13 protein-coding genes, 1 tRNA gene and 2 pseudogenes are annotated in these 13,722 nt (G+C 58.8%); 8 read left to right on the forward strand and 8 right to left on the reverse strand.

What is annotated here, in order from left to right; all coding sequences use genetic code 11:
• Positions 1 to 822, reverse strand: an 822-nt coding sequence (locus tag AC1DLB_RS10415; RefSeq protein ID WP_477784964.1) for an alpha/beta hydrolase family protein, incomplete at its 3' end; no start/stop codon positions are given.
• Between the two features lie 175 nt (positions 823 to 997).
• A pseudogene (locus AC1DLB_RS10420) lies at positions 998 to 1,564 on the reverse strand (DUF1016 N-terminal domain-containing protein); the annotation flags it as partial.
• Between the two features lie 263 nt (positions 1,565 to 1,827).
• Between AC1DLB_RS10420 and AC1DLB_RS10425 the strand changes: the two are divergent.
• Complete coding sequence (locus AC1DLB_RS10425; protein WP_086944143.1) at positions 1,828 to 2,277, forward strand: hypothetical protein; 450 nt, start codon at positions 1,828 to 1,830, stop codon at positions 2,275 to 2,277.
• 84 nt (positions 2,278 to 2,361) lie between these two features.
• On the opposite strand, the gene AC1DLB_RS10430 is transcribed toward AC1DLB_RS10425, so the two are convergent.
• From AC1DLB_RS10430 to AC1DLB_RS10450, 5 genes are all read right to left on the reverse strand, one after another.
• Positions 2,362 to 2,437 (reverse strand) — tRNA-Phe (locus tag AC1DLB_RS10430).
• A 103-nt stretch (positions 2,438 to 2,540) separates the two neighbouring features.
• Positions 2,541 to 2,813 (reverse strand): oxidative damage protection protein, encoded by a 273-nt coding sequence (locus AC1DLB_RS10435; RefSeq protein ID WP_018929219.1) that lies wholly within the window; start codon positions 2,811 to 2,813, stop codon positions 2,541 to 2,543.
• Positions 2,810 to 3,877, reverse strand: a complete 1,068-nt coding sequence (gene mutY, locus AC1DLB_RS10440) for an A/G-specific adenine glycosylase (protein WP_477784965.1) — start codon at positions 3,875 to 3,877, stop codon at positions 2,810 to 2,812. The genes AC1DLB_RS10435 and mutY overlap by 4 nt, the downstream gene beginning before the upstream one ends.
• Positions 3,874 to 6,108 carry an AsmA family protein gene (locus tag AC1DLB_RS10445; protein WP_086944141.1) on the reverse strand — a complete coding sequence of 745 codons (2,235 nt, stop codon included), beginning with the start codon at positions 6,106 to 6,108 and terminating at the stop codon, positions 3,874 to 3,876. Before AC1DLB_RS10445 ends, mutY begins: the two co-directional genes overlap by 4 nt.
• A 77-nt stretch (positions 6,109 to 6,185) precedes the next feature.
• Entirely contained in the window at positions 6,186 to 6,590 is a 405-nt protein-coding gene (locus AC1DLB_RS10450) for an acetyl-CoA sensor PanZ family protein (protein ID WP_018929216.1), read from the reverse strand.
• A 264-nt stretch (positions 6,591 to 6,854) separates the two neighbouring features.
• Between AC1DLB_RS10450 and AC1DLB_RS10455 the strand changes: the two genes are divergently transcribed.
• The 6 genes and pseudogenes from AC1DLB_RS10455 (at position 6,855) to hisF (ending at position 11,456) form a co-directional block, all read left to right on the forward strand.
• Positions 6,855 to 8,516, forward strand: coding sequence for an OFA family MFS transporter (locus tag AC1DLB_RS10455; protein ID WP_018929215.1), 1,662 nt, complete (start codon positions 6,855 to 6,857; stop codon positions 8,514 to 8,516).
• A 203-nt stretch (positions 8,517 to 8,719) separates the two neighbouring features.
• On the forward strand, positions 8,720 to 9,313 hold the full coding sequence (hisB, locus tag AC1DLB_RS10460; protein WP_007939452.1) for an imidazoleglycerol-phosphate dehydratase HisB: 594 nt from the start codon (positions 8,720 to 8,722) through the stop codon (positions 9,311 to 9,313).
• Positions 9,313 to 9,951, forward strand: a complete 639-nt coding sequence (hisH, locus tag AC1DLB_RS10465; RefSeq protein WP_018929214.1) for an imidazole glycerol phosphate synthase subunit HisH — start codon at positions 9,313 to 9,315, stop codon at positions 9,949 to 9,951. Before hisB ends, hisH begins: the two co-directional genes overlap by 1 nt.
• The gene (locus AC1DLB_RS10470) at positions 9,952 to 10,221 is read left to right on the forward strand and encodes a DUF2164 domain-containing protein (protein ID WP_477784966.1); all 270 of its coding nucleotides are present in this window, start codon (positions 9,952 to 9,954) and stop codon (positions 10,219 to 10,221) included.
• Positions 10,161 to 10,676: pseudogene (locus tag AC1DLB_RS10475) on the forward strand (HisA/HisF-related TIM barrel protein); the annotation flags it as partial. The gene AC1DLB_RS10470 and the pseudogene AC1DLB_RS10475, both read left to right, overlap by 61 nt.
• 9 nt (positions 10,677 to 10,685) lie before the next feature.
• Complete coding sequence (gene hisF, locus AC1DLB_RS10480) at positions 10,686 to 11,456, forward strand: imidazole glycerol phosphate synthase subunit HisF (RefSeq protein WP_018929212.1); 771 nt, start codon at positions 10,686 to 10,688, stop codon at positions 11,454 to 11,456.
• A gap of 36 nt (positions 11,457 to 11,492) precedes the next feature.
• Here hisF and AC1DLB_RS10485 read toward each other — a convergent pair whose 3' ends face one another.
• Positions 11,493 to 13,022, reverse strand: coding sequence for a trypsin-like serine peptidase (locus tag AC1DLB_RS10485; RefSeq protein WP_477744126.1), 1,530 nt, complete (start codon positions 13,020 to 13,022; stop codon positions 11,493 to 11,495).
• A gap of 213 nt (positions 13,023 to 13,235) precedes the next feature.
• Between AC1DLB_RS10485 and AC1DLB_RS10490 the strand changes: the two genes are divergently transcribed.
• On the forward strand, positions 13,236 to 13,722 hold a 487-nt coding region (locus tag AC1DLB_RS10490; protein ID WP_477784967.1), incomplete at its 3' end, for a substrate-binding periplasmic protein.

The following is a 13,722-nucleotide window of genomic DNA, read 5'->3' on the forward strand; positions in this document are numbered from 1 at the left end:
TCTCAGGTGGGTATTTGTACTGCCGGTGAAGTAGCCAAGCAGGCGTTCTATGGCTGGAATCGTGCCGTAGGGATCGTCGCTGAGGCTGATGGCCAGGGTTTGTGCGCTGACGTTGGCGAAGGGCAGTCGACCGGTTCTGGCGTGGATGAGGCGACCGCTGGGGCGTTTCTCATATCGGTTGCTGGGCGTGCTCCAGTCGCGAACCACGCCGGCGGGGGTGTCTTCGAGCCAACCCAGGCGTTTGCCGGGGAAGTAGCCGCAAAGCATCGTCATCAACGGCATCACCACGTGCCACTTGGCGAACATCCGCCAGCGATGAGCGGGGGCGTAGTCGCGCCAGTAAGCGAACTGCGCGCCCACTGTCACCAGGCGTCGGATCAAATGCCCGGAGGCCCCCAGCCCCGCAGCACAGCCGCCGAAGCTGTGGCCGACGACATTGATGGGTTGTCCTGCAAACTCGCGTTGCGCTCTTTGCAGCATCGCCTCGAAATCCAGCGCGCCCCAGTCGGACCATGAGGCCTCGAGCCCTTTCAGTGATGCGGGACGCGACTCGCCGATGCCACGGTAGTCATAAGTGATCACGTCAAAGCCGTTGGCGAACAGGTAATCGGCGAAGCGCGAATAGTGTCGGCAACGGACAGAGGTGGCAGCGTTGACGATAACCACCGGGCGAGTTGGGTCTTGATGGGGGTGTCGCCAGGTGAAGCCGCCAAGGAGGAAGCCATCGGCGGCGGGCTCCCTGAAGGATTCGCCAGGTGTGCGGGTGGGCAACGGCAACTCGAGTTGCGTCGGGGCCAGTGAGGGCATGTCCTGTAAGTTCATCGGCTTTGAACCTTTGCGACGAGTTACTCACCATAGTCGTCATGCCGTTTATGAACAATCTGCCCGCGCTTATCGGGGGCGCTTGAGTAACCGCTCCTCAAGCATCCCGTTCCCTATCCGGTTCTGCATGAGGTTCCTCCTTGCTCAGGACTGCATTGGGCAGGCCGAGAAACTAGAGCAGCACCGGATCCCGGATGAAATCCCGAGGGCTGGCGTTCATTTGCTGGATGTTGATGGCGGCTTCCTGTTTGACGGGAGACTGGTCGCGACTCGCCAGCAGGCGCTCGTAGTAGAGGGTGTTGATCTGACGCTCGAGGGCGCGACTTGACCAGTTCTGGAGCGCTGATTCGTTCATGTACCAGTGGCGAGCGTTGTCGTTGTCGACTCGCAGCAGCCTGCGGTAGTGGGTCCAGCTCAATTCGTGACGCAGCGCGTCACGAATCGGGAATGCTTGATAGAACTGGCGCATGTAACGGAGATTAGAGGCGTCGAAGCCTTTCCCAAACTCCGCTGTCAGTGTATGCGCCAGTGTCGACAGCAGCTGCTTGCCATAAGCCGCCCGCCGAGCGCCTTCCTGTTCGAATTCCACAATATGCCGGCCGATCTGCCAACAGGTTTGCACCTGAACGGTATCGACCGCTCGCAGCACCTTTTGGCGCGCTTCACGGATCAGCTCGCCCAGACTGCCGAGCAGTGAAACCATTTGTGGATCTTGAGTGTTATCGGGTTTGAGGTGGCTCATGACATCTTCCGCAGCTGGAGGGAACAGGCGCAAGAGGATGGCAGGAGAGCGATAGTCGACGATGCCGGGCGCTGCTGGTAAATCGGAAGGAAATACCGGATTCGTCTTGCAGGACACCACCGACTACAGCTCGTACTTGAGGAGCAGATCGTGTAGTCCGATTCGCAGTGAGCTCAATTCCGAATCGATCTAAAACTTGAGTATTCGGCGATAAATCTAAAAGGAGTAACGAGTGGGTTCTACGTAACCCGGGAGTCGCCATCATGAAGTACGTCCATTCATTCATGCTGCCCATCGCCGCTGTCGGCGTACTGCTGTTGCCAGTCGCGCTTAACGCCGCCAGCCTTGAGCCAATTGACAGCTCGGCCGTGCAAGTCCAGCAGCAACAACAAAACGGGATTACCTACCTGTCCGGGGGGATTGGAGAGGACGAGGCTAAAGCCATTCAGCAAACCAAGGGCTACAACCTGCACATGACATTCTCCACCGGGCCTCAGGACGAATACGTTCCCGATGTGGATCTGGTTATTCAGAAAGCCGCAGGGCAGACCGTGCTGACACTGAGTGAGGCTGGGCCGTTGGTTTACGTTCAGCTGCCTGCCGGCAAGTACACCGTTATCGCCACGCATAAAGGTGAGGTGCGGCGTGATACGGCGGATGTGGGCAGTGGTGCCGCTCGCAATCTGGTTTTCCACTGGGGCGGTCAAAACTAGTCAGGAGAGGTGGCTTGCGTGATGTCCGATTAAATCGCAGGCATAAAAAAACCCTGAATCTTGCGATTCAGGGTTTTCGGTATTTGGTGCCCAGAGACGGAATCGAACCGCCGACACGGGGATTTTCAATCCCCTGCTCTACCGACTGAGCTATCTGGGCAACGGGGCGCATTAAACGGGTTTTTCAGGGGGTCGTCAAGCAAGTTTTCAAAAAATATTTAATTATTACCGTCGCTTACGTGCCGACCCCGAATTTTGATCAATTATTGAGCAGGTGGAACGTAGCCTTCAGCCTTGGCGTATTCCTCGCCGGAAAAGTATTTGTCCATCTCACCCTGAAGGTATTTGCGGTCTTCGGCGTTCATCATGTTCAGGCGTTTTTCGTTGATCAGCAGGGTCTGGTGTTTCTGCCAGTCGGCCCAGGCCTTGGCCGAGACGTGGTCAAAAATGTCCTGACCTTTTGCACCCGGGAATGGAGCGCGCTCCAGGGCGGGCAGTTCTTCTTTGTACTTGCGGCACATGATGGTGCGGGTCATGACGACTCTCCTGCGTTCAATACGGCGGCCGCGCGCTCGAGCAAGGTTTTGACCGGGGCGGCAAGGCCCAGGCGCGGCGGGGTGGCGAGGTTATACCAGAGCCAGTCGGCCTCGGCCACGTGATGGCCGGCCTCCTGGACCTGCACCAGCCAGGGTTCGATGGATAATTGAAAGTGACTGAAGGTGTGCACCAGGCTCGGCAGTGCCTGCTGGCTGCCCAGTTCCAGCGAGTGCTGCGAAGCCAGATGTTGCAGGTCGTCGAGGTCATCGAGTTCCGGCAGGCTCCAGAGACCGCCCCACAGGCCCGTGGAAGGGCGTCGGTAAAGCAGAATCGCGCCGTCGCCGTTGGCGAGCATCGGCATCAGCGTGCGCTTCTGTGGCACCGCTTTGCGTGGCTTGGGGATCGGGTAGCGGGTTTCCAGGCCGAGCATGTGTGCTTCGCAGCCCTTTTTCAGTGGGCAGAGCAGGCAGCTCGGCTTGCTGCGGGTGCAGAGCGTGGCGCCCAGATCCATCATCGCCTGGGTGTAGGCGTTGACCCGATCATGCGGCGTGAAGCGCTCAGCGTTCGCCCACAGCTGTTTGGCGACCTTCGGCTCGCCCGGATAACCCTCTTGCGCAGTAAAGCGCGCCAGGACCCGTTTGACGTTGCCGTCGAGGATCGGCGCGCGGATACCCATGCTCAGGCTGGCAATCGCCCCGGCGGTGGACAGGCCGATACCCGGCAGCTCGGTGAGTTTTTCCACATCACGTGGAAACTCGCCGCTATATTCGGCGACCACAATCTTCGCGGTCTTTTGCAGGTTGCGCGCGCGAGTGTAGTAACCGAGGCCGGTCCACAGGTGCAGTACTTCGTCTTCCGGTGCTGCGGCCAAGGCTTCGACGGTTGGCAGCGAGGCMATGAACCGGTCGAAGTAGTTCAGCACCGTGCTGACCTGGGTCTGCTGCAACATGATTTCCGAGACCCACACCCGATAAGGGGTGATGCCCTGTTGCCAAGGCAAATCGTGGCGGCCATGGCGGTCGTACCAATCCAGCACGGCCGTTGAAAACTGCTCGGCTCTCATCGCTTGAACAGCCCCTTGAGCGCGTTTTTCAGTTCCGGGCTGACTTTATCGCCAAGCTTCTCGTCGATTTTTTCGCTGATGCGCTCGCCGGCCAGTTTGCTGGCGACCTGGCTCATGCGTTCGCTGTCGAGGCGGCAAGCCTTGGCGCCCAGCTCCAGCGGGCCACGGCAGCGCAGCGGCCATTCGATGCCGACGTATTTCTCGCCGACCTGACAGGCCGGGTCCGGCATGTCGCTCTTGTCGCCTTCGACGATGATGCCCAGGCGGTAATCCATGCCCAGCACCCGCAGGTCGATGTCGCCGTTACCGTTCACGGTCATGCCTGGGACGCGCACTTTCAGGTCCGGGTTATTGGCCACGCCGTTGCGCAAAGTCAGGTTGCCCTTGAGCTCCTCGAAGGGCGTGTCCTTGCCCCGTGGTTCGCCACTGAGGGTTTTGCGATTCAGGGTGGCGATGCCTTTGCACAGTTGTTGCTCAAGGTTGGCATTGAGCAGCATGCCGTTGTTGATGACGAAGCTGGCGTTGCCGTTGAGACTGTCGATCAGCGCGCTCTCGCTATTGCCACTGCCGGTCAGGGTGCTGTTGAGCGTGACCTGGCCTTTGACCGGTGGATTTTTCCCCTGGCCCTCGAGGATTTTCTCCACCGGCACGTTGTTGATGCGCGTCTGTATGTTCAGCGCTGGCACTTGCTGGCGAACATCCAGGGTGCCCTTGGCTTCGAAGTTACCGTCGTACAGATCGCCGCGCAGGTTCTCCAGGGTCAGCAGGCCGCCCTGGCCGTTGGCCTTGAGCACCGCGTTCTGGATCGGCAGTTTGTCGAGGGTCAGTTGGCCGAAGGTCAGGTCGGCGTCCACGTCGAGTTTGCTCAGGCGCTCCACCGGGAACAAGCGGTCGCTGCTCCACGGGCCTTTGGTCGGTGATGGCGGCAGCGGTGTGCTGCCAGGGCCGGCCAGGGCATCGGCCTCGGTGCTGGCCACTTCGGCCTTGCGTACCTGAGTTGCGCTGTTGGCTTCGGCGGATTTCGGCGGCAGGTAACGGTCGACGTTGAAGGTGTCAGCCTTGAGGGTTGCCCGCAGCGATTGCTTGGCGAAGTCTTCGATGGCGATGCGGCCGCTGAAGTTGCTGTCGTCAAGTTTCAGGTTGATGTTATCGAGCGACAGGCTGGTCGGCGTGCCGGCAACCTGGCTGACCAGTTCAACTTTGCTCAGGCTACCTTCGGCCATCGCCGGGAGTTTCTGGCCGATGCTGTCGACGAATTTTGCCAGGTCGAATTGGGCAATCGACAGGCCGCCGCTGATTTGCGGGGTCTTGTCGAGGTCGTTCGCTTTCAGTTCACCCAAGGCGCGCAACTGGTTGGCGGAGATCTTGATGCCAGTCCATTCGGCGACGTTGGCGGCCTTGTCCAGCAGCAACTGACCTTGAGCGGCGAAGGTCATGGTCTTGCCTTGCAGCGGATCGCCAGCGACTTCGCCGGAGAGTTTCATGTCTTCGAACTTGTAGCGTTGCAGCGCTCGCTCGAAGCGCAGCTCGCCAGCCAGCTCGGTCCGCACCCGCAGAACTGGTTGGTTGGTGCCCAGGAACGCCGTGAGTTTGACCGGGATGTTGGTCGAGTCATGGACCGGGCCAGTACTCAGCTGGATGCTTTCGGCGCTGAACTGCTTGCCGGTTTTTTCGTCGCTGTACTCAACGCGGGCGTTGTTGACGGTCAGGCTGTCGATGTCCAGGCGGACCGGCTGAGCCGGTTTTTCGGCCTGGGCGGTGGTCGTTGGTGCGGGTTCGCCGGTGGTGGCGGGCGTTGTGGTCGAGGTCGTCGCAGCCGCAGGTGCCGGCACCTTGCCGATGTCTTCCCAGTTGCCATGGCCGTCCTTGTCACGGTTCAGGCGCAGGTTCAGGCCTTCGACGCGCACATCGCTCATCTGCACTTCGCGGCGCAGCAGCGGAATCACGCGGACCGACAGACCGAGCATCTGCAGGTCGGCAAACGGCTCGGTGGGCTTGGCCAGGGTCGCCACACTGGCTTCGTGTAATTCCAGGCCCAGCCAGGGGAACAGGCTCCAGCCGATATCGCCATTGAGCGTCAGCTCGATGTGGGCCTTGTCGCGGGCAATCTGGCGAATCTCGTCTTTATAGTCGTTGGGATCGAAGAGGTGGGTCAGGGCAAAGCCCAGCGCCACAATGATCAGCAACAGCCCGAGAAGTACCAGACCCAGGATTTTGCCGAACGCTTTCATGGGCGAGTCCTTGTATTAGTCGAATTCGAAATTTAGCCGGGGAGTATAGCGCCCCGAAGTGGCCGCCCGGTCAGCGATCATGTCGGGAGCACATCCAGCGGCACTTTCAGCTTAGCCGCCAGCGCCTGGGCTTCTAGGTGCCCGGCGGGCGCCAGCAGGTGCAATGTCGCGCCCGATTGCACCGCCATTTTCTGCGCTTCGCTTACCAGGCGCTCGGCAACACCACGGCGGCGGGTGATTTTTCGTACGCATAAATGGGACAAATGCCAGGTGTCATGGTGCCGTTGCAGACGTGCTGCGCCCAGCAACCGATCGTTGAAGCGTCCGGCGACCAGCGAGCCGTCCCGCAAGCAGCTTTCGATCAGCTCAGCATCCCCTGTAAACGGCGCAAACAGCCAGCTCGGGGCATCGCGGTAGATCTTCTGCAGATCTTGCTGATCTTGATAAGTGACCTGGTTCAGCAGCTCGACAATGATCGGCATGGAAATTCCTGTGAAGTTGAACGGAGCCATTCCCCGTGAAAACAATGTTCATCCAGTGGTACGAGATCGGATGACATACAAAACGTGATATCAGTTTGGTTTTTCTGTCACGTGCAAATGGTAACCTCTGCCCGTTCGTCCGTCCTTCTGCGACGTGATGTCGCACCAAAATGAAGCTTCACCTAAAAACAGTCATGTCTGCGTGCATAAAGGCTGGGGGTGAGGAGCGGCTGGCGAACCCTACTAATAATTGGGGGAAACACCATGACTACGAGCATTACGGCGGACGGCTTTGCCGACCGGCCCGCGTTCCTGTCCAAGGAACGCATCATCGCCAAGCCCGGTTTTAACCGTTGGCTTGTACCACCGGCCGCTCTGGCCATCCACCTCTGCATCGGCATGGCCTACGGCTTTTCGGTGTTCTGGCTGCCACTGTCCAAGGCCCTGGGCGTCACCAAAGCCGTGGCTTGCGCGCCGGACATGAGCTTCATCGCTCAGGTCTTTTCGTCGCAATGCGACTGGCCGATCTCGATGCTTGGCTGGATCTACACCCTGTTCTTCATCTTCCTGGGTTGCTCGGCAGCGATCTGGGGCGGCTGGCTCGAACACGCCGGTCCTCGCAAGGCGGGCGTTGTATCGGCACTGTGCTGGTGTGGCGGTCTGCTGATTTCGGCGCTGGGGGTCTATACCCACCAGATTTGGCTGATGTGGATCGGCTCCGGGGTCATTGGCGGTATCGGCCTGGGCCTGGGCTACATCTCACCGGTCTCGACCCTGATCAAGTGGTTCCCGGACAAGCGTGGCATGGCGACCGGCATGGCGATCATGGGTTTTGGTGGTGGCGCGATGGTCGGCGCTCCACTGGCTGCGGCCCTGATGGGCCACTTTGCTTCGCCAACCAGCGTCGGTGTATGGCAGAGCTTCCTGGTGATGGCCGCGATCTACTTCGTGTTCATGATCGGTGGCGCACTGTCCTACCGCGTTCCACCAACAGGCTGGAAGCCTGAAGGCTGGACGGCTCCGGCGAAAAAAGCTTCGAACGCGATGATCACGCACCGTCATGTGCATGTGAATGTGGCGTGGAAAACCCCGCAATTCCGTCTGGTATGGCTGGTGCTGTGCCTGAACGTGTCGGCGGGTATCGGCATCCTCGGCATGGCTTCGCCGCTGTTGCAGGAAGTGTTCGCCGGTAAATTGCTTGGCAACGACCTGACGTTCGGTCAACTGGACGCTTCGCAACTGGCCTCGATCGCCGCCATTGCTGCCGGTTTCACCGGTCTGTTGAGCCTGTTCAACATCGGTGGCCGGTTTTTCTGGGCTTCGTTCTCGGACTACCTGGGTCGCAAAAACACCTATTTTGTGTTCTTCGCCCTGGGTTTCGCCCTGTACGCGCTGATCCCGAACCTCGGTCACTTGGGCAGTGTTGCGCTGTTCGTGGCGGCGTTCTGCATCATCCTGTCGATGTATGGCGGTGGTTTTGCGACTGTTCCTGCCTATCTGGCGGACTTGTTCGGTACGCAAATGGTCGGCGCGATCCACGGTCGTCTGCTGACAGCCTGGGCGGCGGCGGGTGTGTTGGGGCCGGTGTTGGTGAACTACCTGCGTGAATATCAGCTGAGCATCGGTGTTGAACGTGCCGCGGCGTACGACATCACCTTGTACATCCTCGCGGGCCTGCTGGTGCTGGGTTTCATCTGCAACCTGCTGGTGCGTCCGGTGGCGGACAAGTACTTCATGACCGACGCCGAACTGGCCGCCGAACAGGCGCTGGGCCACGACAAGGGTGCTGACGCCAGCACCGTGCTGGAGTGGAAAGCGGATGCGGGCACCAAACCATTGGCSGTKGCTGCGTGGCTGGTGGTRGGSATTCCGYTGGCGTGGGGTGTTTGGGTGACGYTGCAGAAAACGGCTGTCCTCTTCCACTAAGTAGACGCATCACCCCTGTAGCTGATCGCTCACACGCTTGCGTGTGAGCGATCAGTGGTCCTGAGATGCTTGTACGGACATGTCTATCCCCGACAGCACGGGGTTCACTCCGTCAGTGATATCACCTCCCGTGTTTCTGTTTAGCGCCCGCGACCCTATAATGGCTGCCTTTTTCGCCCCAATGATTTTTTGCGGAGCTGGTGATGGCCGAACGTATGGCGTCTGTCGAGCGCGACACTCTGGAAACCCAGATCAAAGCCTCGATCAACCTGGATGGCACCGGAAAGGCCCGATTTGATATCGGTGTGCCTTTTCTTGAGCACATGCTGGACCAGATCGCCCGTCATGGGCTGATCGACCTGGATATTGTCAGCAAGGGCGACCTGCATATCGACGACCACCACACAGTGGAAGACGTCGGTATCACCCTGGGTCAGGCCTTCACCAAAGCCATCGGCGACAAGAAAGGCATCCGTCGCTACGGCCACGCCTACGTGCCGCTCGATGAAGCGTTGTCGCGTGTGGTGATCGACTTCTCCGGCCGTCCTGGACTGCAGATGCATGTTCCGTATACCCGCGCTACTGTCGGCGGCTTCGACGTTGACCTGTTCCAGGAGTTTTTCCAGGGCTTTGTCAACCACGCCAACGTCACCCTGCACATCGACAATCTGCGTGGGCACAACACCCACCACCAGATCGAGACCGTGTTCAAGGCTTTCGGCCGCGCGCTGCGCATGGCCGTGGAGCTGGATGACCGCATGGCCGGGCAAATGCCTTCGACCAAAGGCGTTCTGTAATGCAGACGGTCGCGGTTATCGATTACGGCATGGGCAACCTGCACTCGGTGGCCAAGGCCCTCGAGCATGTCGGCGCCGGCAAGGTCTTGATCACCAGCGATGCCGACGTGATTCGCGAAGCCGACCGGGTGGTATTCCCCGGCGTCGGCGCGATTCGCGATTGCATGGCGGAGATCCGTCGCCTGGGCTTCGATTCGCTGGTGCGTGAAGTCAGCCAGGACCGTCCGTTCCTTGGCATTTGCGTGGGCATGCAAGCCTTGCTCGACAGCAGCGAAGAGAACGATGGCGTCGACTGCATCGGTCTGTTTCCAGGCCAGGTGAAGTTCTTCGGCAAGGATCTGCACGAAGACGGCGAACATTTGAAAGTGCCGCACATGGGCTGGAACGAAGTGAAGCAGACGGTGATTCACCCGCTCTGGCACAACATTCCGGACCTGGCGCGCTTCTACTTCGTGCACAGCTACTACATCGCTGCCGGCAATGCGCGGCAGGTGGTCGGTAGCGGTCATTACGGGGTCGATTTCGCCGCCGCGCTGGCCGATGGCTCGCGTTTCGCCGTGCAGTTCCACCCGGAGAAGAGCCACACCCATGGCCTGCAATTGCTGCAGAACTTCGCCGCGTGGGATGGCCGCTGGTAAATGGCTGCCAGGAAGAAGCCGCCGATCCTGACCCTCACTCCCGAGCAGGAGAGCGAGGCCAATCACAAGATCAAGCGCTTCATGGAGGACCGCTTCGAACTGGACCTGGGTTCGTTCGAAGCGGCTGAAATCCTTGAGCTGTTTACCCGCGAAATTGCTCCGCACTATTACAACAGGGCGATTTTCGATGTGCAGACGCACCTCAAAGAGACCTGCCGATTCAGATCGGCGGCGGTATCCGTTCCCTGGAAACCATCGAACACTACGTGAAAGCGGGTGTGAGCTACGTGATCATCGGCACCAAGGCCGTGAAAGATCCGGCCTTCGTCGCCGAAGCCTGCCGCGCGTTCCCGGGCAAGGTGATTGTCGGCCTGGATGCCAAAGACGGTTTTGTCGCCACCGACGGCTGGGCTGAAATCAGCACCGTGCAGGTCATCGACCTGGCCAGGCAATTCGAAGCCGACGGCGTGTCCGCGATCGTTTATACCGACATCGCCAAAGACGGCATGATSCAGGGCTGCAACGTCTCTTACACCGCTGCTCTGGCTGCGGCGACGAAGATCCCGGTCATTGCATCCGGCGGTATCCACAATCTGGGTGACATCAAGTCGCTGCTCGACGCCAAGGCACCAGGCATCATCGGCGCCATCACCGGCCGGGCGATCTACGAAGGCACCCTCGATGTCGCTGAAGCGCAAGCTTTCTGCGATTCGTACAAAGGCTGAGGACTCACCATGGCGCTGGCCAAACGCATCATCCCTTGCCTGGACGTGGATAACGGCCGGGTGGTCAAGGGCGTCAAGTTCGAGAACATTCGCGACGCCGGCGACCCGGTGGAAATCGCCCGTCGCTACGACGAGCAGGGTGCCGACGAGATTACCTTTCTCGACATCACTGCCAGCGTCGACGGCCGCGACACCACGCTGCACACCGTCGAGCGCATGGCCAGCCAGGTGTTCATCCCGCTGACCGTGGGCGGCGGCGTGCGTACCGTGCAGGACATTCGCAATCTGCTGAACGCCGGTGCGGACAAGGTCTCGATCAACACCGCTGCAGTGTTCAACCCGGAATTCGTCGGCGAAGCGGCGCAGCATTTCGGCTCGCAGTGCATTGTCGTCGCGATCGACGCCAAGAAAGTTTCCGGCCCGGGCGAACCCCCGCGCTGGGAAATCTTCACCCACGGTGGTCGCAAGCCAACCGGCCTCGACGCCGTTGAGTGGGCGAAGAAAATGGAAGGCCTCGGTGCCGGCGAAATCCTGCTGACCAGCATGGACCAGGACGGCATGAAAAACGGTTTCGACCTGGGCGTCACCCGCGCTATCAGTGATGCGCTGGGGATTCCGGTGATCGCCTCAGGTGGCGTCGGCAACCTGCAGCATTTGGCCGACGGTATTCTCGAAGGCCACGCCAGTGCGGTATTGGCGGCGAGTATTTTCCACTTCGGCGAATACACCGTTCAGGAAGCCAAGGCCTACATGGCCCATCGCGGAATCGTGATGCGATGAAGGYCCGCGGCCCGGAGAAAACGCTCCGGGCCGATGTTATGGGGCAACTTGAGCGTTGGATGACGCAGCCTTATGAGTTCCAGTCACCGGGCTCAGTAAGTCGATCCTCGGTTCGGACGCCTGTCCCGATTTGTCGTAGGCAATGACGCAAAGCTTTCCCGGAAGTTTCTCGCTCGGAATAAAGAAGTCCATTGTCATGTTTTCAATGTATTTTTCGGGTTGATGACAGTCCGTTGTTTCTACAGGACCAAACTTGATGGAGTAGGTCCGATACGGCTCTTCTGCTTTCGCCAGTGTTACAAACACGTCGCTTTCAATGGACAAGTTGGCCTGCGCGGTTGGTGTGTTATCCAATATCTCTACGGGTAAAGACAACGCGTTTTTCAAGAGGCCTCTTGAGGCGTGCTGTTCAGCTGATTCCAGGCCTAAAATGCATAGAAAATAGAATCCTGGTTTCGTACCTATCTCAGAATTGATTTGTGCATCTGTTGAACTTATTGGATCGCTGTAATTTTCGGCTTCCTCGCATTTCATTGCGGAGGAAACGGTTTTATGACGGTAGAAGGGAGTGCTGATCGAAAATCGATAGTTCCAGGTCGGGATGACTATGGAACCATTATTGAGCTGTTTAACTCTCTTGTATCTGTCCAACTCGGCTGCGCCACCGTCAACGGTAAAAGCCGGGTAGAGTTGGCAGGACGATGGCGGATTTGGAGCGATACGGCCTTGTGAGAAACACCCGTTGAGAAGCGCCGTGGGGTTGCCATACACATTTTCGTGTACCGCCACATAGTCATTTCCAACGCGCGTGCAGGGCGCATGATCGCGGCATGGGACAATATCCGCCTCGAAATTTCCTGTTCCCACTACCCCTACGATCTCGTTTGAATAGCGATCCAGCACGGGGCTTCCGGAGCTGCCGCCTCGAATGTCCTTGCAGCGAGTCATAAAGGTGTTCCGCCACACCCATGGACCTTCAACAAGGTCCTGGGTGGGCTGCAAAGTACAAGCCGCCATGCGCAATGTGATTTGGTCGAAACCTGTTGGCGCCCCCACGATCAAGACATCGGTGCCATTCGTTGGTGTCTCACTCGCCAGTTTCAACGGTTGTATGCCATCCGCAATGAGCTTTTGAAGGCTGACATCCAATTCAACTATAGCCATATCAACGCCTTGCATGCTCCGCCATATCGTCGTCTTCAGCGGATAGGCCTTGAACTTGGAGGTGTCGGTGAAATAATTGAATGTGATGGTGCCGCTGACCGGGCTGTCGGTCACGATGTTGCCATTGGTCAATTCAATGCAGTGTCCCGCAGTAAGTACGTAAGCGGGCGTTTCCGGCAACTCTATTTCATCGCGTGTATCCAGAAGGGCCGCGGTACAGCTCCCGTCATTGATCTCCAGGCGCCCGATACCTTGCCAGTGGTCGCGGGAGCCGTCGGTATTTTCAAGGGTTTTGGAAGGGGTCAGGTTCTGCAGGCCTTCGCCATAATCGCTGTTGTTCGCAAAACAGGGTGTACACAGTGAGCACAATGCACTGGCAAGAAGTATGGGGATCGAATTCATTGAAGGGTGCCTCTGATTAATTGAAGAAACGGCCTGTGGCCGGGTATTTGCAATTAATCAGGTGAGGCTGGATGGAGGGTGGTAACTATCTACCACAGTGACTGTGATACCCATTATTTTAATGATGCATATAAGGCCGTTATCAAAAGGCCAGTAGACAGCATGGCGGGCTCAAGGCACTCTTGGGCACGCCATGGATTTCGGTAGCCCGACATGCTTAAACGTCTTCTTCTTGTCCTCGCCAGCGCTTCTCTGTTGCTCATCAACGGGGCTCGCGCCGAAGAAGGTCCCGACACCGGCCTGGTATTGCTGACGGAAAACTTCCCCCCGTACAACATGGCGAAGAACGGCAAGAACTTCGCCCAGGACGAGAACATCAATGGCATCGCCGTGGACATCGTCCGCGAGATGTTCAAGCGCGCGGACATCCCCTACAGCCTGACGCTGCGTTTCCCTTGGGAGCGAATCTACAAACTCGCTCTGGAAAAGCCCGGTTATGGCGTGTTCGTAATGGCGCGGCTGCCGGACCGCGAGAATCTCTTCAAGTGGGTCGGCCCTATAGGCCCGGACGACTGGATCATGCTGGCCAAGGCTGATAGCAAGATCACCCTGGAATCGCTGGATGAGGCGCGTAAGTACACAATTGGTGCCTACAAAGGCGATGCGATTGCCGAGACTTTGGCCAAGCAAGGGCTGAAGC

The sequence above is a fragment of the Pseudomonas sp. 05N434 genome (assembly GCF_056396965.1).